Genomic DNA, 18,581 nt, shown 5'->3' with positions numbered 1-18,581 from the left:
TCAAGAAAGTTAGCTAGGGTGCCTTTATGGTACTCCGCTCCGACTGGTCCCAGCGCAACTGCAGCATGGCACGAGGTCTCGACATTTTGGGTGACCCCTGGAGCATGCTTGTGCTCCGCGAGGTCTTTTTCGGCAACGGGCGTTTCGACGCCATGAAGTCCCGGCTCGCGGTCGCGGACTCGGTGCTCACCAGGCGCCTGGCGGGTCTGGTGGAGTCGGGGCTGCTGGCGAAGAAGGCGTACGACGACGGGGGCCGCACCCGCCAGGAGTACGTCCTGACCCCGACGGGTGAGGACGCCCTCCCTATCCTGAACGCCGTGGTTATGTGGGCGGAAAAGCACCTCCCGGCACCCTCGGACCAGGCCCACATGTACGTGATCCATTCCGGCTGCGGCCAGCGGACCAGTTCCGCGGACACCTGCACCGGCTGCGGGGAACGGCTGACCGCCGCGAACACCAGCTGGCACAGCCTCACCCGGACGGATGCGCCGGTGCAACTGGCCACCGCCGCGTGAGCGCCACGGAAACAACCCGGCGTCGGCGCCTGCACCCCGCCTGGATCGTCGCGGCAGTCGCCTTCCTGGCCCTCGTGGGAGCCGCCGGATTCCGTGCTGCCCCGGGCGTCCTGATGGTGCCGCTGCAGCAGGAGTTCGGCTGGTCCACCACCGTTCTGTCGGCAGCCGTCAGCATCAACCTGGTGCTGTTTGGCCTGACCGCCCCCTTCGCCGCTGCCCTGATGGAAAGATTCGGAATCAGGGCCGTCACCGCCACCGCCCTGGTGCTGATCGGCGCGGGCAGCGCGCTCACGGTGCTGGTCAACCAGTCCTGGCAGATTCTCCTGACCTGGGGCCTTTTGATTGGACTCGGCACCGGGTCCATGGCGCTCGTCTTCGCCGCCACTATCGCCAACACCTGGTTCTCCAAGAGCCGGGGCCTGGTGATCGGCATCCTCACCGCCGGCAGCGCTGCCGGCCAGCTGGTCTTCCTGCCGTTCATCGCCATGCTGGCCCAGGACCCGGGTTGGCGGCAGGCATCGCTGCTGATCGCCGCCGGCGCGCTGGCGGTGGTGCCGCTGGTGCTGAAGTTCCTCAAGAACTCACCGGCCGACGTCGGCGCCTTGCCTTACGGTGAAACGGCACCTAAGAAGGGCGTGACTGAGGCTGCCGCTGCCGCCCTTGCGACGGACAGTGGGCGTAACAGCAACGCCGCGGTGCGCGCCCTCCAGGTGCTCAAGCGGGCCAGCAAGGTGCGGACGTTCTGGGCGTTGGTGGCGGGATTCGCGATCTGCGGCGCCACCACGAACGGGCTGATCGGCACACACTTCATCCCCTCCGCCCACGACCACGGCATGCCCGAAACCACCGCGGCCGGGCTGCTTGCCGTCGTCGGGATCTTTGACATCGTGGGCACCATCGCCTCCGGCTGGCTGACCGACCGCTACAACCCAAAGATCCTGCTGGCCGTGTATTACCAGTTCCGGGGGATCGGCCTGCTGGTGCTGCCGCTGCTCCTGAGCGCCAGCATCCAGCCAAGCATGATCGTTTTTGTGGTGATCTACGGCCTGGACTGGGTGGCCACCGTGCCGCCCACCGCGGCAATCTGCCGGAAAACGTTCGGCGCGGACGGCAGCGTGGTGTTCGGTTGGGTGTTCGCGGCCCACCAGCTGGGCGCGGCCGCCGCGGCCCTCGGCGCCGGCGTCATCCGGGACGCCACCGGCCAGTACACCTACGCCTGGTTCGGCGCGGCGGCCATGTGCACCATCGCCGCCGTGATCAGCGCGACCATCCGCAAGGACGCCGGCCAGAAGGAGCCGGTGGCCGTGGCAGTTTGAGCTGGACGGCTGATCGCGCGGCTGCCGGGCCTCTACCCGGCAGTCCCGATCCGCAGCGTCAGCGTGCGGGCCTCCGGGCGAAGCGCGAACTCCGGCCAGACGTCCGGACCGCAGGCCCGTGAACCCAAACCGTGCTGGGCGGCGTCCAGGTAGAGGTAGCTGTGCGCACTTGGAGGCAACTCGTGGGGATGGGCCGCCGCGCTGACCTCCTGTGCCGTGTGACGGGCCAGGGTGAAACCGGGCCGGCGCCCGCGGGCATCCGCCACCGTGTCCATTTTCAGCCAGGGCGCGCCCGCGTTGTTCAGCTCGAGTGAACGCACAGCGCTGCGGTGCCCGCTTTCCTGCGGCTTCGCGTACGGGATTGTGAGGTCGTCGATGGCCGCCGAATACCGCCCGATCAGTGCTGCGTGCATGCTGTCCGGATACGATTCCCGCGGTCCGGCGCCGAACCAGGAGGCACCGTCCACGGAGCCGGGCAAATCGAACTGGACCCCGATGCGCGGCCAGATCATGTTCCAGCCGGCACTGGGAACAATGTCCAGGCGCAGCCACAGCTCCCCATCCGCGAGCTGCCAGTGCTCTTCGACCGTCACGGAGTCGGCGCTGTCCGCGGGCGCGTACCGCGTCCGGACCGCCACGCCTGAATCGTTCGCCGCGACCTTTTCTACCCGGGCAGTCAGACGGTCCAAGCCTGCTGTCCGCCACACCGAGGCCGACGTCGGAGCCGGCACGCCGTTTCCGTTGTTCAGCCACGGGTCGCCGAGATCGTAACTGCCGCCGCCGGCTCCCTCGTCGTTGTCCGTTGGTGCGCGCCAGAGCTCCAAGCGGGGACCGGCCACCGACAAACCGCCCAGCGACACAAGTCGGCCCTCCTCGAAGACCGCGGGTCCGAGGGTTACCGTTCCGGCCCCAGCGGAACCGGCACCCGCAGGCCCGGCCGCCAGGCTGCCTGTCCTGCCGGCGGAAGCCAGCGGCCGCGGCGCCTGGACCGGGGCTGCAGGCGCCGTGAGATCCAGCTGGGCCGCTGAAATCACGTGCCCGGCCGGAGCCCAGCCGGTGTCCTTGCGGAGTACGGCTTCAACGGTGAGCCAATGCTCCCCGGGCCCGGAGACGGTGAACTCCGGTAGCGCGAGGGTCACTGATTCGCCGGCCGCAAGAGCCTTGCCGGACGTGCCGGCAACTGCCAGTTCGCCCGAGTCGCTGCGGATGCCGTCCACTTCAGTCCGCCACTGGAACACAACGTCGGAGGCGTCCGCCGAGTGCCGCAGATTGGTGACCGTGATGAACTGCCGCGTACCGCCGTCGGACGCCGTTCCGACGGGCACCTCGGTGCCGAAGCCCAATCGGATCGGCGCCACGATCTGCTTGTATTCGAAAAGTCCCGGGCTCGGTGTCGAATCGGAGAGAACCATTCCGTCCATCACGAAGTTGCCGTCGTGGATGACTTCGTTGAAATCGCCGCCGTAGGCGAAGAATTCGGTTCCGTCTGCCGTGCGTGTGCGGATGCCGTGGTCCCGCCATTCCCAGACGAACCCACCGTGCAGCCGTGGGTAGCGGTCAACGAGGTTCTCATATTGGTCGATGGCACCGGGGCCGTTGCCCATCGCATGAACGTACTCGCACAGGATGAAGGGTTTGGTCCGCTGGCGTGCCGACTCGGCGGCGGAACAGCCGAGCAGCAGGGAGCCGGAGCCGTCCCGGCCGATCGCTTCAGTCTCGGGCACGGAGGAGTACATCCGCGAATAGACATCCGTATAGGCGCCGCTGTAATCACCCTCATAGTGCACGGGGCGTCCGGTGTCACGGGCATGGGCCCACGCGGCCATGGCTGCGAGGTTGGCACCCGTGCCAGCCTCGTTGCCCAGCGACCACATCACGATGGAGGGGTGGTTCTTGTCGCGCTCAATGGTGCGCTCGATGCGGTCCACAAAGGCTTCGCGCCAGGCGGGGTCGTCGCTGGGATTTCCGGCCCATTGCTGGGCATGGAATCCGTGCGTTTCGAGGTCGCACTCAAGAGTCACCCAGAAGCCCATTTCATCGGCCAGGTCCAGCAACCGGGGATGGGGCGGATAGTGGCTGGTGCGGATCGCATTGACGTTGAACTGCTTCATAAGGGCCAGATCGGTGCGGGCAAACTCTTCGTCGAAGACGCGGCCCCGGTCTGGATGCGTCTCATGCCGGTTCATGCCGTGGAACACCACACGCCGGCCGTTCACCAGAAAGCGGTCCCCCACGATTTCCACCGTCCGGAACCCCAGTCGGAGCGAGACCGTCTCGGCAGCGCTGGCCACCGTTGCGTCGTACAGCCGCGGGATCTCGGCAGACCACGGTTCGACGGCGTTGATCGCCACCGGGGCAACGTCCGCCGCGGAGTTCCACGTGACGTCCACGCCCAGCTCCGGAACGGACAGCGTCACCGGAAAGGCGTCACCGGTTGCCGTGATCTCAGGGTCAATCGTGCCGGCGCCGGAATCACCGGAGCCGCTGAACGAGGTGCGCAGCCAGACGTCGTCGATGCCGCCTGCCGGCCGTGCCTGAAGCGTCACGTCGCGGAAGATGCCGGGCATCCACCACTGGTCCTGGTCTTCGAGGTAGCTCGACGCCGACCACTGGTGCACCCGCACGGCCAGCACGTTCGATCCCGAACGCACAGCATCGGTTATATCGAATTCCTGAGCCAGCCGGCTCCCGACGCCGACGCCGATCGGCACCCCGTTGACCCATACCTTGTACCGCGATTCGACGCCGTCGAACCGCAGCAGGATCCGCTCGGCTTCGGACCATGATTCCGGGAGGTCGAAGGTGCGCCGGTAGTCGCCGGTGGGATTCTCGTCGGGGACGTTGGGCGCATCGGTGGGGAAGGGGAACTGGACGTTGGTGTAAATGGGCCGCCCGTAGCGACCGTCGCCTTCCAGCACCCAATGGGCCGGGACGGCGATCTCGTCCCATAACGAGTCATCGAACGCCTCCTCCGCGACGCTCTCCACAGCCTCGCCGGCGGGCAGGACGCCGCGGCCCCCGGGGGTTCCGGGTGCACCAGGCAGGAGCCGGAAGCGCCAATTGCCGTTGAGCGACTGGGTGGGAGCCGTGGTGTGCAGCCAGGAGCGGGCGGCCGTCCGCCGGCCCGAACCCGGTCCGCGGTCAGTGATGTAGGAAACGTCGGCGGTGCGGCCGGACGCTGTGAACTGGGACATTACTGGTCTGCTCCTTCTGTCAGCCCGCCGCGCCAGAGGCGCTGCAGGACCATCATGGCAAGACTGTGAGGTCCGACACGTCCGGGACCGTTACGAGAAAGGCTAACACAAAATTCGAGTAGTGACTCGAATTTTGATTTATCGCACAAATCCGCCTGTACACTGGCATGCCATGACCACAAACGAGGCGGGGCGGCCGTCCCGGAGGGGACCATATGCGAAGTCGACGGAACGCAGGCAAGCCATACTTGTTGCCGCGCACGCAGTCTTTGCGGCCCACGGGTACCGCGGGGGCTCCTTGCAGGATGTTGCAGACCACCTCGGCATGAGCCAGACGAGCCTCCTGCATTACTTCCCGTCGAAAAGCGATCTGCTGCTTGCCGTGCTCAACTGGCGCGACTCGAATACCGGAGATGGCACAACACCTCCCGATCCCGGGGAAGGGCTCGTTGACGCCGTGATCCGCCAGGCCCGCTTCAATGAAGAAGTCCCGGGCGTCATTGAGTTGTACACCGTGCTGTGCGCGGAATCCGTCACGGACGGCCATCCGGGGCGCGAATTTTTCACCGAACGATTTGACCGGTTGCGGGGGAGCTACGCCCGTCGGTTCACGCAGCTCGCCGAGGAAGGGCGGCTGCGCCCCGGTGTGGAACCGGAAGCCGCCGCGGCATCCTTGATTGCCCTGTGGGACGGCATCCAAACACAGTGGCTGTTGTCGCCCGATAGCGTCGACATGGCAGGGTGCCTGCGTGGCTACCTTGGGCTGGTCATCCTGCCCGATTAGCCACGCGGGGCAGGTATGTTTACCGGAACGCGCCGAGGCCCGTGATGTGCTGGCCCAGCACCAGAAGGTGGACCTCGTCGGGGCCCTCGTACGTGCGGACTGACTCCAGGTTGGCAGCATGCCGCAGCGGCGAATAGTCCAGCGTGATGCCGTTGCCGCCGGGGATGGAACGGGCTTCCCGGGCGATCTTGATGGCCTCGCGCACGTTGTTCAGCTTGCCCAGCGAGATCTGCTCGGGCCGCAGCTTCCTTTCGTCTTTGAGGCGCCCCAGGTAGTAGGCCAGTATGGTGCCTTTCTGGATCTCCAGCAGCATATTCACCAGCTTTTCCTGCGTCAGCTGGTACCCGGCCAGCGGCTTGCCAAACTGCAGCCGGTCCTGCGAATACGCCAGGGCGGCCTCGTAGGAATCACGCGCGGCGCCCATGGCACCCCAGCCGGACGCCGTCGAAGGCCACATCGCACTGGATGGAAGCGCGCATGGAGAGTTTCTGCGCGATGGGGGTGGTGGTCACACCCGGCGTGCCGGCCGGCACCAGGAAGCCGCGGACGCCGTCGTCGGTTTTTGCCCACACCACCATCACCCCGGCCACGGACGCCAGCCCGATCCAGCGCTTGGCGCCGTCCAGGACCCAGCCGGCGTTGTCGCCGGTGCCGTCCCGGCGGGCAAAGGTGGTCATCGAGGACGGGTCGGAGCCCGCCGTGGGTTCGGTCAGGGCGAAGCAGCCGATCACTTCGCCGGCAGCCATCCGGGGGAGCCACTCCTGCTTCTGGTCCTCCGAACCCCATTTATGGATCGCCGTCATGGCCAGGGACCCCTGCACCGAGACGAAGGTCCGGATTCCGGAATCGCCGGCCTCAACTTCCATCGCGGCCAGGCCGTATTCGACGGCGGAACGGCCCGGGCAGCCGTACCCTTCCAGGTGCATCCCCAGGACGCCGAGCTCGCCGAGCTCGGGAGCGAGCTCCAGCGGAAAGGCGGCGTCGTCATACCAGCGGGCGATGTTTGGTTTGATCCGCTGGTCGGTGAAGTCGCGGATTCTCTGCCGAACTTCCAGCTCGTCCGAGCTCAGCAGCGCATCAAGGGCCAGGATGTCCGAAGGGTCCGGCGCGGCAGGTACTTGGGCAGTGACATCAGCGTCGCTCATCTGAGTATCTTAGGCCGACGTCGAGCTGGCGGACGCCGCCGTCGGCTTCCCGGTGAAGTACTCCCGCGTTGACGGCAGGAGCCGGCAGACAACGGCCAGGACAACGCCCAGGGCCAGGAGCACCACGCCGCTGATAAACGCCCCGCCGACGCCGAAGATCTGGGTGTCACCGTAGGCCGGATCCCACATCTGGACGGCGGAAATGAAAAACGCCGCGGTGAGAATCAGTGCACCGAGCAGCGGAAAGATGCCCCGGAACCAGAGATTGCGGGCCGATTCCCGCAGCGTGCCGCGGAAATACCAGAAGCACGCGAAGCCGGTCAGTGCATAGTAGAACGCGATGAACAGGCTGATGGCGCTGATGGAATCGGAGAGCAGGTTTTCGCTGAGGAAGCTCATGGCTACGTAATACGCCACGGCCGCTGCGCCCATGACCTGGGTGGAGAATCCGGGGGTCTGGTTGCGGGTATGGACTTCGCCGAACTTCGGCGGCAGCGCGCCGTGAACACCCATCGACAGGGTGCCGCGGGCCGTGGGCAGGATGGTGGTCTGCGTGGAAGACAGGACCGAAGCCAGCACGGCCACCACAATCAGCCAGCCCCACGGACCCAAAACCACGTCCTTCATGGCCAGGAAGACGTCGGCCTGGTTCGCTTCGTTGCCCAGGCCAATGCCCTCGGTACCCACGGTGGCGTACATCATCACAAGGAGGGCTACCGAGACGTAGATGGCCACCAGGACAAAAGCTGAAATGACGGCGCCGCGCCCCGGCGTCGTGGTCGGGTTTTCGGTTTCCTCGTTCACGGCCAGGCAGGTATCCCAGCCCCAATAGATGAACAGGGCAAGGAGCGCCCCGTGCACCACGGCGAACGGGTCCGCGAAGGCGCCGGCTGGGTTGAACCACTCGACGTCGAAGGCCTGGCCCTCGGGCGCACCGCCCGCGATCCGCACAATGATGGCCAGCGCGAAGATGCCCAGCGAGACGTACTGCACGTACGTCAGGACCCGCTGGACGTGCTCACCCAGCCGGATGCCCCGGTAGTTCACCAGGGTCATGAAGACGATGAACAGCACACCGGTGGCCGTGACCACCACGTTGTTTTCGGCCAGTGAGCCGTCGCCGATCAGCAGCCACAGGTACTGGCCTGCCACCTGCGCCAGGTTGGCCAGGACCACGATGCCGGCCAGGGCAACACCCCAGCCGCCCAGCCAGCCCGCCCAGGGACCGAACGCCCGGCGGGACCAGGTGAACGTGGTGCCGCAATCCGGCATGGCGCTGTTCAGCTCCCGGAAGGCGTAGGCGATGAACAGGACAGGGATGAACCCGAGGACCAGGATCAGGGGAGTGTAGGTTCCGTTCACGGCGACGATCAGGCCCAGCGTGGCGGCCAGCGAATACACGGGCGCCGTGGACGCGAGGCCCAGCATGACCGAGTCGCCGAGGTCCAGGATTCCCGCGTGGAGCCCCTTGGCGGGGACGGCACCGCCGGAGGGTCCGCCGGAAGCGCCGCCCGCCGTCGTCGTCTCCGCACTCATACGGTCACCGGGCTCGGGAAGTTCAGGGGGCTCATAGTGCAATACCTGCTTTGCTGGAGTGGGCCTGCGCTGAAAGCGGCGCCGGGGCGTCAATGGTGTTGGGCACAAAACGGCAGAAGTAGTCGGTGATGGGGCCGTCCGATTCGCGGATCCCGCAGCCCACGGACTCGCCGTCCACCACCCAGAGGCCCAGGACGGGGTGGTTGCCGTCGAAGTCGGGCAGCGGGTGGAACTGCTGGTAGCACCAGCCCTCACGGCCGTACCCGCCGGGCTGCTCCAGGCTGATGCCCGGGGCGTGGATTTTGATGTTGTCGCCTTCGCGCCCGTGCAGCGGCTTGGCCACCCAGTCCTTCAGGGGTCCGGGTTCGTTGAGGTAGGCGGGCAACAGGTTGGGGTGGTCCGGGTACAGGTGCCACAGCGCGGCCAGCAAGGCCTTGTTGGAGAGCAGCATCTTCCACGCAGGCTCCACCCAGCGGGGATTGTGTGCGCGCTGCAGCAGCCGGTGCCCGAACGGCTCCTTCATCATCAGCTCCCACGGGTACAGCTTGAACATGGTGCTGATCATGAAGTTGTCCAGGTCCACAAAGCGGTTCAGGTTGGGATCCCAGCCGATATCGGACATGTTGATGCCGATGGTGGTCCAGCCCGCCTGGCTGGCCACGTCCCGCATGTATCCGGCCGTCATCCAGTCCTCGCCGGACTCCTCAGCCTCCGAATGGGCAATGTGCAGCGTGCTCATGCCGGTGCGGTACTGCATTTTCTTCCACTGCCGGATCAGGGCTTCGTGGATGCCGTTCCACTGGTCCTTGTCGGGGAACACGTCCTGCAGCCAGAACCATTGCGCCACGGCGGCTTCGATCAGGCCCGTGGGGGTGTCGGCGTTGTACTCCAGCATCTTGGCCGGTCCGCCCTGGCCGTCATAGATAAAGTCGAAGCGGCCGTAGATATCCAAGTCAGCGGCCTGCAAAGACTCAGCCGCGAGCTCCAGTGCCTGCGGGCCGATGCCGATGTTCCCCATGGCACCGGTGGCCAGGAACCTGGCCGCCTCCAGGCACATCCTGTGCGTGTCCTCGGCTGTGACCTCCAGCGTCTCCACCTCGTCCATGGTGAATTCGTAGTAGGCAGCCTCGTTCCAGTATTCAATCTTCTTACCGTCCGGCATGGTGGTGGTGGAGAAGACCAGGCCCTGCTCTTCGATCTTCTGCTTCCAGTCAGGCCTGGGCTCCGATAACAACCGCTTCACACCTAGCCCCCCGTGCTTCCGCCTTTGGAGCTGCTGCCAAAGCCGCCCCTGCTGACTGTTCCGCCCTTGGTGCTGTACCCGGTGGAAGCCTTGGCGCCGCTGGGGATGGTGCTGGTGTAGCTCGGGTACGAGGACCGGTTCTGGCCTACGCCGGGAACGCTGGCGCCGCGGGAGTAGAAGTACCATGCGTAGAGTGCGCCACTGCGGCCGGCGGAGCTGTTGCACTGAGTATCTTCCACGCGCTCGCCGGTTTCGTCGTTGAAGCAGACCTGGGCGTAGTCGGCCTCATCCTGGTTGCTGGCCACAACAGCGGTGATGGTGCCGGCAAGGAGGGCCGTGACTCCCAACCCCACCACGACGGTCCGCCGCTGGGAACGCTTTTTGTGCGCGGCCGCATCATGGGTCTGACGCTCGCGGTCACGGGCGAAGGGATCAACCGTGGGAATGGGTTCGTTCAGGAGTTCAGGGCGCAGTTCCGGCTTGGGAACCTGCCAGGGCGGCGGCTTCGGCACGCCGTGATCCTTGCCTTGACCGGCGCCCTGGTCTTTGGGCTGGTCTCTGTCCGGACCGTTGCCTTGGCCCATTTCCGGGTCCATGACGTCCCCCCTGGTAGTCCATGCTGAATGTGGGCGCAGCTGTGCGCCGGAAGCTCAATCCTGAGTTCAGCCTAGCCGCTGCCCTGGCTGGCTGCGAGCGTCTGCGCCAGCCGGAAACCGGGGGAGAAGTCCCCACACTGCCGACCGGGCTCAATGTCCGCATGGGAACCTACACTGGAGCCATGGAAACCGCATCTGTGCTTGCCGTCTGCCGCGTCCATCAGCTCCTGCCCGACGAGGGGAGCGTGGGTGTCACGGCCATCGACAAGCGGCCGGTTGAAGGGCCTGTCAAGGTCCACAAACTGGGGCTCCATGGTGATATCCAGGCGAGCCGTGTCCACCACGGCGGTGAAGACCAGGCCCTCTACGCGTACTCCCAGAAGGACGCCGACTACTGGATGAACCAGCTTCAGCGCGACCTTCCGCCGGGGATCTTCGGTGAGAACCTGCGCGTAGCCGGAATCGAAACCACCGGCGCGGTCATCGGGGAACGCTGGAAGATCGGTCTCGACGTCGAAGTGGAGGTCACCTCCCCGCGCACACCCTGCGCCACCTTCCAGCGCAGCATGGGAGAGCCGCAGTGGGTAAAGCGCTTTACCGAAGCGGGCCTGGTGGGCGCGTACCTCCGTGTGGTCCGTACCGGCACCTTCCGGGCAGGGGACCACATCCACCGACTTTTTGTCCCAAGGCACGGCATCACCGTCGGAAAATGGTTCAACGAACCGGACCTTGAGTCGATGGAGGCGTTGCGGGACGCCGACGCCGACGGCGAGATCCGGCTGCAGCCCGAATACCAGGAGGAGTTTGCCCGGCTGCAGCGGCAGTTGGCCCGGTAGCCCACTGGCTGAAATGCCACGAAGGGGAGCCGTGTGCGCAAGCTCACCGCCGCCGTCGTACGTTCAATTAGCCGCAAAGCGGATCTGTACCTTACACTTGAAACATCCCCCACTCCGGAAATCCCTTATTCCTGCCCAATTTTTGAGGCAGGACTGGCAAGTGTTGGGGCCCGCTATTGTGATGCGGGCATTTTCATAGGGAGAGCCGGCTAAAGAAAACGCTGTACAGACTGCTGGGATAGCAGCCAAGAGATGCAGCGGGAAGTCCTGCCACGGGATTGCGAAAGCGCCGGACTTCTAAGTGACCGGCCGGTCAATGTATGCCCGGCACCCACGGCACACGTACTGCGGCTCCGCTCACCTCGGGTTGTGCCGCCTGGCCCCCTATGGATGAGGAAATTTCCCTATGCCCGAAAATCAAAATGACGCCACCGCTGAAGCAGTAACTGCCGAAACCGTTGCTGTCGAATTCACCGAGGCCGTTGCCCCCGCAGCAGAGCCCGCCGCCACCGAAGTTGAAGCCCCCGCCGCTCCCGCCAAGGTTGAAGAAGCTCCCGTAGCCAAGGCTGAAGAAGCTAAGACCGAAGAGGCACCCGCCAAGGCTGAGGAAGCCGAAGAAGAGGGCGTCAAGTTCGCCGATCTTGGCATCGATGCCCGCGTCCTCGCTGCGCTGCAGGATGTCGGCTACGAAAAGCCTTCCCCCATCCAGGCAGCAACCATCCCGCTGCTGCTTGAAGGCCGCGACGTTGTGGGCCTCGCCCAGACCGGCACCGGTAAGACTGCAGCATTCGCAGTACCGGCGCTGTCCCGCCTGGCTGAGCTCCACGACCTCCACGGCCCGTCACGCAAGACGCAGGCCCTGGTCCTGGCTCCGACCCGCGAGCTCGCGCTTCAGGTCGCCGAGGCCTTCACCTCGTACGCCAAGCACATCGATGACTTCACCGTCCTCCCCGTCTACGGCGGCTCCGCTTACGGCCCCCAGCTCGCCGGCCTGCGCCGCGGTGCCCAGGTTGTTGTCGGTACTCCGGGCCGTGTGATCGACCACATCTCCAAGGGCTCCCTAGACCTGTCCGAGCTCCAGTACCTGGTGCTGGACGAGGCTGACGAAATGCTGCGCATGGGCTTCGCTGAAGACGTGGAACAGATCTTCCAGCAGACCCCGTCGGACCGCCAGGTTGCACTGTTCTCGGCCACCATGCCGAGCCAGATCCGCCGGATGTCCAAGCAGTACCTGAACAACCCGGCCGAGATCTCGGTCAAGTCCAAGACCACCACCGGCGCCAACACCCGCCAGCGGTACCTGCAGGTTATGGGCCCGCACAAGCTTGACGCCCTGACGCGCATCCTCGAGGTTGAAGAGTTCGACGGCGTTATCGCCTTCGTGCGCACCAAGATGGCTACCGAGGACCTGGCTGACAAGCTGAAGGCCCGCGGCTTCCAGGCTGCCGCCATCAACGGCGACATCCCGCAGCAGCAGCGCGAACGCACTGTCGAGGCGCTGAAGGAAGGCCGCATCGATATCCTGGTGGCCACCGACGTCGCCGCCCGTGGCCTTGACGTTGAGCGCATCAGCCACGTGGTCAACTACGACATCCCACACGACACCGAGTCCTACGTCCACCGCATCGGCCGCACCGGCCGTGCAGGCCGTTCCGGCGACGCCATCCTGTTCATGACGCCGCGCGAGAAGTACCTGCTGCGTTCCATCGAGAAGGCAACCCGCCAGCCGGTGGAGCAGATGCACCTGCCCACGGCCGAGACCGTCAACACGCTGCGCCTGGGCAAGTTCGCCGAGCGCATCACGGAGACCCTCGAGTCCGAGGACGTTGCCGCGTTCCGCGACCTCATCTCCTCCTACGAGGAAGAGCACAACGTGCCGGCCTCGGAGATCGCTGCTGCACTGGCCGTGATGGCCCAGGGCGGTCAGCCGCTGCTCGTCAAGGAACTGGCCGCAGCTCCCGATTTCCAGAAGCGCGAGCGCTCCAAGGACGGCTTCGGCTCACGTGGCCCCACCCGTACGCTCACCGAAGGCAATGCCACCTACCGGATCGCCGTCGGACGCCGCCAGCGCGTTATGCCGGGCTCCATCGTGGGCGCCATTGCCAACGAAGGCGGCATCTCCTCGGCCAACATCGGCGGCATCGACATTCGCGCCGACCACTCCCTCGTGGAGCTCCCGGCGGACCTTAGCGCCGACCAGCTGAAGGCGCTGTCCCGCACCCGGATCGGCGGCGAGCTGATCCACCTCGAGCTGGACAACGGCCGCAAGCCCTCCGGCGACGGCGAGCGTGGCGGCTACCAGGGCAACCGTGGCGGCGGCGACCGCGGCGGTTACCAGGGCAACCGTGGCGGCGGCGACCGTGGCGGTTACTCCGGCGGTGGCGAGCGTGGCGGCAACTTCAAGGGCAACGGCGGGTTCAAGAAGGAATTCCGCAAGACCGACGGCGAGCGTAGCTCCGCTGACCGTGGCGGCCGCTCCTTCAGCGACCGCAACGAGCGCAGCGTGGGCACGGACGCGGCACGCAAGCCGCGCACCGAAGGCGGCTTCAAGCCCCGCAACAAGTGGTAACCACTGCTTCCTAAAGTGAACTGAGAACGGGCCGGCTTCCTGCCGGCCCGTTCTGCTTTAACCTTGCCGCTGATGTTCGCTTGGTCACATGTCCGCAGGGATCCGTCCCCGGGCCCGTGCATGGTCCGCCCGAAGGCCCCAGGAAGCCCGTATTTTCGGCATTTTTGGCCGCTTTCGCACCGTTCTGGAGCCGATTTGTTGGTGGCCAAATCTTCCGGTAGAGTATTTACTCGTTGCCCCCCTAGCTCAGTGGTAGAGCGCGTTCTTGGTAAGAACGAGGTCACCGGATCGATTCCGGTGGGGGGCTCTGGATGAGGGCCTGTGTCAAGGCGGTTTTTGACCGGCTTGGCGCAGGTTTTTCTCATTCGTGGCGGTGTAGCTCAGTTGGTTAGAGCGCACGACTCATAATCGTGAGGTCGGGAGATCGAGCCTCCCCACCGCTACAGGCTAAGCCCCCGGAATCCACGGATTCCGGGGGCTTTTTGGCGACTATCGATAGTTCGCACTGCCCGGGGTTAGGGCGACAGCACGGTTTGAGCTGATTTTCGGCTGGCGAGGCGCAGTTCCAGATCATTCATGACCAACGCTGCCAGGTCCTGCAGGGTGGCCGTTTCTGCCGGCGTCATCGTCCGCGGGGCGATGTCGAGGATGCACAGGGTTCCTAGGTTATAGCCCTCGCGGGTCCTCAGCGGTGCGCCGGCGTAGAAACCGAGGCCGAAATCTCCGGCGACTAGGGGATTGGCGAGTGTCCGTGGGTCTTCGGGTGCGTTCTCCACAACCCAGACCTCGCCCTGCATGATGGCTGACGCGCAAAGGCCCGGGTCCCGGGCGACTTGCGCGACCGTGGTCCCGTGGTGGGACTTGAACCAGATGCGATCATGATCGACGATACTTACGATTGCTATCGGGACGTTGAAAAGCCTTGCTGCCAGTGCGGTTATTCTGTCGAAGGTGCCGTCCGGCAGGGTGTCCAGGACCCGGTATCGGTGCACCGCGGCCATGCGGTCGGCTTCGTCGTCGGGAATGATGGAGGGGTCCACCTTGCGTTTGCCCCGGCCCGCTGAGACCCGCTCAGCGAGTGACATGGACACTTCGCGGGCTGCGGGTCGGTCCAACGGGTCGGCCGCGGTCATGGCGGCAAGCAGTGTCTTCCAGTCCTGATCCATGTCGGCAGGAATGGGAGGGTCCTGGAACAGCCGGGCGACGGCGCTCTGCAGTGGGTCCCCGGGGTAGGCTGCCTTTCCGGCCAGGCACTCCAGCAGGACCAGGCCGAGGGAATAAACATCGCTGGCCGGAGTAACGGGTTCAGCGCGTGCCTGTTCCGGGCTGAGGTAGGCCGCGGTCCCCAAAAACGCACCGTCCGCATCTTTGGGTGTTTCTGAAATGCGCGCGATTCCGAAATCGGTCAATTTCGCCCGCATTCTCGCGGCGTCATTATGGTAGTCAAAGATCATGATATTGCCTGGTTTGACGTCCCGGTGGATGACATCATTGCGATGGATATAGGCTAAAGCGTCCGCGAGGTCACGCCCTATTTGTGCGGTGTGGCGCGCGCCAAGCGGGCCGCTGCCAAGCCGCTGCTTCAGATCCGGTCCATCGATCAGTTCCATCACCAGGTAGACCCTGGGCCGGCCAGGGACGGAGCGGTCTACGCCGGCGTCCAAAAGGGTGACCAGGCCGTGATGATGCATGCGGGCCAGGATCTTCACCTCATCGTCGTCCGCGCCTGCGCCGCTGGTGCTGCGGGCTGGTTTCCTGATGATTTTGACAGCTACGTCACGCCCAAGGAATTCATCCACGGCCCGATACACGGTGGCCATCGCGCCGGAGCCTATCCGCTCCAGGACGCGGTAACGGCCGCCGAGGAACATGTCTGAGCGGCTGCTGTCCGGAGTGATCACTCAGCAACCTTACTTTCTTGGGTTGCCCGGCGCTAAAGCATCCACTAGCCTGCCAATCCGCAGGGTCTGATACCGCGTTCCCGGCGGTATCTATCCAACGGCGGGCGGGCGGCGGCACAATGGGCCGTATGGGCCAGCTTTTCTACTCAGGCATCGCGTCCCTGGACGGCTATGTGGCGGACCGGGACGGCAACTTCAGCTGGAGTGAGCCGGACGAGGAGGTGCATACCTTCGTCAACGATCTCGAACGCGACGTAGGAACCTACCTCTACGGCCGCCGTATGTACCAGGTCATGTCGGTGTGGGAAACCATGGATACTCCCGATCTCCCGGCCTATATCCGGGACTATGCGCGGATGTGGCAGAGGGCAGAGAAAGTTGTCTATTCCACCACCCTCACCGCCGCATCCACGGCCAAAACCGGGATTGAGCGGATTTTTGCTCCCGAGGCCGTCCGGGACCTGAAGAACGTCACTGACGGGAACATCAGCATCGCCGGCCCCATCTTGGCGGCCGCCGCGCTCCGGGCAGGACTGGTGGAGGAATGCCGTTTGTTCCTTAACCCGGTGGCAGTGGGAGGAGGCCGGCGATTCCTGCCGGACGGGCTGGGCCTGCGGCTTGAACTCCTCGAAGAGCACACCTTTGGAAACGGCGTCGTCTACCTCCGTTACCGCACGCTTTCCTGACGGCGGCCAGGACTGCTGTCCACATACCGCCGGCAAATGCGCCTGCCCGCCGCCGCGAGGGGCAGAATGGGGGCATGACCCGCATCGTTATCATCGGCGGCCACGGCAAAGTGGCCCTCCACCTGTCCGCGCTTCTTACAACCGAAGGTCACAGCGTCACGTCGATCATCCGCAACCCGGACCATGCGGCCGACGTCGCTGCAACCGGAGCTACGCCGTCAGTCCTGGATGTTGAAAATTCGACGACGGCGGCAATCGCCGACGCCCTCAAGGACCATGACGCCGTCGTCTGGTCCGCCGGGGCCGGGGGAGGAAGTCCGGACCGCACTTATGCGGTGGACCGTGACGCAGCCATCCGGTCCATGGACGCGGCGTCGGAGGCCGGCGTCGGGCGGTACATCATGGTGTCCTACCTGGGCGCGGGGCCGGACCACGGCGTCCCGGCGGAGAACAGCTTCTTTGCCTACGCGGACGCCAAGGCGGCGGCGGATGAGTATCTGCGCGGCACCGCACTGGCCTGGACCATCCTGGGTCCGGGGACGCTGACGGACCAGCCGGGGACAGGGCTCATCGAAGTGGACCCCGGAACGGACGGCAGCCGGGCAACCTCGCGCAGCAACACGGCCAGTGTGGCAGCAGCCGTGCTTGACCTGCCGGAAACGGCGGGGAGGACCATCGAATTCCGTGACGGCACACTCCCGATTGCCGCCGCCCTGGAGCCGCAGCCGTAGCCGAGGGGCCGGCCGCAACGCTGGAATAACACAGCGCGAAGGGACAGTTGAGGCCCTGGAATCGATGCGGATCCGGGGCCTCAACTGTCCCTTCGCGCCGTTGGAGCACGCAGCTTAAGCCGGTACCGCGAGCTCCAGGTCCAGGGTGTTTTTTTCCACGTAGTCGAGGGCGCACCGTACGGCGCCGACGGTCACGATCGAATCGCCCAGCGGGGAAACCGCCACCCGCGCGGGAGTGACAGTGTATTCCTTGAGGCGTTCGGCGATCGGCCCAAGCAGCACGCCGGCAGATTTTGCCACGGCGCCGCCGATGACCACCAGTTCCGGGTTGATGATGGTCGACACGGCCCCGATGACCCGGGCCATCCTGTCGGCCAGCCGTTCGAGGATCGCCCGCGCCACGGCATCTCCGTTGGCAGCAGCCGCGAAGACCTGCTCCGCTTCGACGCCTTCGGCGGCAAAGTCCCGGAGAGATGTTTTGGCCTTGCCGGCAAGGGCGACTGCTGCCCACGTCCTTGCAAGTGCGGCGATGCCGTAGGTATCTCCCACACCCTCCACCATGTCGAGGAAGGCGAGTTCGCCGGCGCCTCCTCCCCGACCGTGCAGCAGCCGCCCGCCGTCGATCACTCCCGAGCCGAGGCGCTCGCTGGCAAGGATGACCACGACGTCGTCCACCCCGACAGCCGCGCCCCTCCAGCGGTCGCCGAGTGCGGCCAGGTTCGCGTCGTTCTCGAGTAGTACCGTCCAACCCCGCCGGTCCCGCAGCGCAGCCTTCAGGTCGACGTCGAACAGTCCCCAGAAGTGCTGCGTCACCAGCACCTCGCCGTTACGGTCAACTGGCGCCGCAACGCCGGCGCAGACGGCCAGGACGGAATCCGGCGAAGCGCCCACGCCGTGCAGTGCCATCATGGCGGTGCGGTCAATCACAGCAATACGTTCCTCGGCAGGGATTTCGGCTTCCGCGAACGGCTGGCTGGCCCTGCCGATTGCCTTCCCACGGAGATCCGACACCACGACGGTGGCCTTGGAGACACCCACGTCCATGCCAAGCACGTAGCCGGCTCGTTCGCTGAGCTCGAACCGCCGTGCCGGCCGGCCCTTCTGATAGCCACCAAATGCCCGTTGGTTCTCCAGTTCGCGGATCCAGCCCCGCTGCATGAGGTCCTCACATACCGCAATGGCCGTGGCCCGCGTGAGTCCGGTGGCCTCCATGACTTCGGTGACAGTCACCGCTTCTGAGGCGCGCATGAAGTCAAGGACGGCTCCGGCACTCACCCGACGTAGTAATTGGGGCGTTGCCACGGATATTTCAGTCATGGGTGTTGACCTCTCTGTGCTCTGCACCACATAATACTTGAGGAACTAAATTTAGATTCCAAATAAACACTCCAAGCTATGTGGGCCGGACGGCCGCCGACCACTGGCACCCCAGCCCTTCACTCAGCCTTTGCAAAGGAGCAACCGTGAACCGCATCCCGAAGCATTGCCCACTCCCGCCCAAGCCGCGGCCCCGTCAGTCCCGTACGTCA

The 18,581-nt window shown here is 65.4% G+C and carries 13 protein-coding genes, 2 tRNA genes and 1 pseudogene; 9 read left to right on the top strand and 7 right to left on the bottom strand.

All coding sequences use genetic code 11. The features are described from left to right. The first annotated feature begins 26 nt into the window (after positions 1 to 26). Both QK290_RS04795 and QK290_RS04790 read left to right on the top strand, forming a co-directional pair. Positions 27 to 515: a helix-turn-helix domain-containing protein gene (locus QK290_RS04795; protein ID WP_282329542.1), complete on the top strand. Its 489-nt coding sequence runs from the start codon at positions 27 to 29 to the stop codon at positions 513 to 515. After that, positions 512 to 1,831 (top strand): MFS transporter, encoded by a 1,320-nt coding sequence (locus QK290_RS04790; protein WP_282329541.1) that lies wholly within the window; start codon positions 512 to 514, stop codon positions 1,829 to 1,831. The genes QK290_RS04795 and QK290_RS04790 overlap by 4 nt, the downstream gene beginning before the upstream one ends. A gap of 32 nt (positions 1,832 to 1,863) precedes the next feature. On the opposite strand, the gene QK290_RS04785 is transcribed toward QK290_RS04790, so the two are convergent. Next, positions 1,864 to 5,025 carry a glycoside hydrolase family 2 TIM barrel-domain containing protein gene (locus QK290_RS04785; protein ID WP_282329540.1) on the bottom strand — a complete coding sequence of 1,054 codons (3,162 nt, stop codon included), beginning with the start codon at positions 5,023 to 5,025 and terminating at the stop codon, positions 1,864 to 1,866. Between the two features lie 172 nt (positions 5,026 to 5,197). Between QK290_RS04785 and QK290_RS04780 the strand changes: the two genes are divergently transcribed. Then, entirely contained in the window at positions 5,198 to 5,809 is a 612-nt protein-coding gene (locus QK290_RS04780) for a TetR/AcrR family transcriptional regulator (RefSeq protein ID WP_282329539.1), read from the top strand. Between the two features lie 19 nt (positions 5,810 to 5,828). Here QK290_RS04780 and QK290_RS04775 read toward each other — a convergent pair. From QK290_RS04775 to QK290_RS04760, 4 genes and pseudogenes are all read right to left on the bottom strand, one after another. Beyond that, positions 5,829 to 6,954, bottom strand: a pseudogene (locus tag QK290_RS04775) (acyl-CoA dehydrogenase family protein). Positions 6,955 to 6,963: 9 nt separating this feature from the next. Further along, positions 6,964 to 8,490: an APC family permease gene (locus QK290_RS04770; RefSeq protein WP_282329538.1), complete on the bottom strand. Its 1,527-nt coding sequence runs from the start codon at positions 8,488 to 8,490 to the stop codon at positions 6,964 to 6,966. A gap of 31 nt (positions 8,491 to 8,521) precedes the next feature. Beyond that, entirely contained in the window at positions 8,522 to 9,733 is a 1,212-nt protein-coding gene (locus tag QK290_RS04765) for a glutathionylspermidine synthase family protein (RefSeq protein WP_282329537.1), read from the bottom strand. Between the two features lie 2 nt (positions 9,734 to 9,735). Beyond that, positions 9,736 to 10,329, bottom strand: a complete 594-nt coding sequence (locus QK290_RS04760) for a Tat pathway signal protein (protein ID WP_282329536.1) — start codon at positions 10,327 to 10,329, stop codon at positions 9,736 to 9,738. Positions 10,330 to 10,511: 182 nt separating this feature from the next. Here QK290_RS04760 and QK290_RS04755 point away from each other — a divergent pair, with 182 nt between their 5' ends. The 4 genes from QK290_RS04755 (at position 10,512) to QK290_RS04740 (ending at position 14,177) form a co-directional block, all read left to right on the top strand. After that, a complete protein-coding gene (locus QK290_RS04755; RefSeq protein ID WP_282329631.1) occupies positions 10,512 to 11,165 on the top strand; it encodes an MOSC domain-containing protein in 654 nt (217 codons plus the stop codon). Positions 11,166 to 11,571: 406 nt separating this feature from the next. After that, complete coding sequence (locus QK290_RS04750) at positions 11,572 to 13,734, top strand: DEAD/DEAH box helicase (protein ID WP_282329535.1); 2,163 nt, start codon at positions 11,572 to 11,574, stop codon at positions 13,732 to 13,734. Positions 13,735 to 13,969: 235 nt separating this feature from the next. Next, positions 13,970 to 14,041: transfer RNA gene (locus QK290_RS04745), tRNA-Thr, on the top strand. A 62-nt stretch (positions 14,042 to 14,103) separates the two neighbouring features. After that, a tRNA-Met gene (locus QK290_RS04740) sits at positions 14,104 to 14,177 on the top strand. A 72-nt stretch (positions 14,178 to 14,249) separates the two neighbouring features. Here the strand turns inward: QK290_RS04740 and QK290_RS04735 are convergent. Continuing rightward, positions 14,250 to 15,635: a protein kinase gene (locus QK290_RS04735; protein ID WP_282329534.1), complete on the bottom strand. Its 1,386-nt coding sequence runs from the start codon at positions 15,633 to 15,635 to the stop codon at positions 14,250 to 14,252. A 128-nt stretch (positions 15,636 to 15,763) separates the two neighbouring features. On the opposite strand from QK290_RS04735, the gene QK290_RS04730 reads away from it, so the two are divergent. Further along, positions 15,764 to 16,321: a dihydrofolate reductase family protein gene (locus QK290_RS04730; protein WP_282329533.1), complete on the top strand. Its 558-nt coding sequence runs from the start codon at positions 15,764 to 15,766 to the stop codon at positions 16,319 to 16,321. Positions 16,322 to 16,395: 74 nt separating this feature from the next. Next, positions 16,396 to 17,052: an SDR family oxidoreductase gene (locus QK290_RS04725; protein WP_282329532.1), complete on the top strand. Its 657-nt coding sequence runs from the start codon at positions 16,396 to 16,398 to the stop codon at positions 17,050 to 17,052. A gap of 114 nt (positions 17,053 to 17,166) precedes the next feature. Here the strand turns inward: QK290_RS04725 and QK290_RS04720 are convergent, their stop codons facing one another. After that, entirely contained in the window at positions 17,167 to 18,369 is a 1,203-nt protein-coding gene (locus QK290_RS04720; protein WP_282329531.1) for an ROK family transcriptional regulator, read from the bottom strand. Positions 18,370 to 18,581 lie beyond the last annotated feature (212 nt).

The organism is Pseudarthrobacter sp. AL07 (assembly GCF_029960665.1).
In the GTDB taxonomy this organism is placed as follows: domain Bacteria; phylum Actinomycetota; class Actinomycetes; order Actinomycetales; family Micrococcaceae; genus Arthrobacter.
Note: the sequence above shows the minus strand (reverse complement) of the source record. Positions and strands in the feature narration are given on the sequence as shown.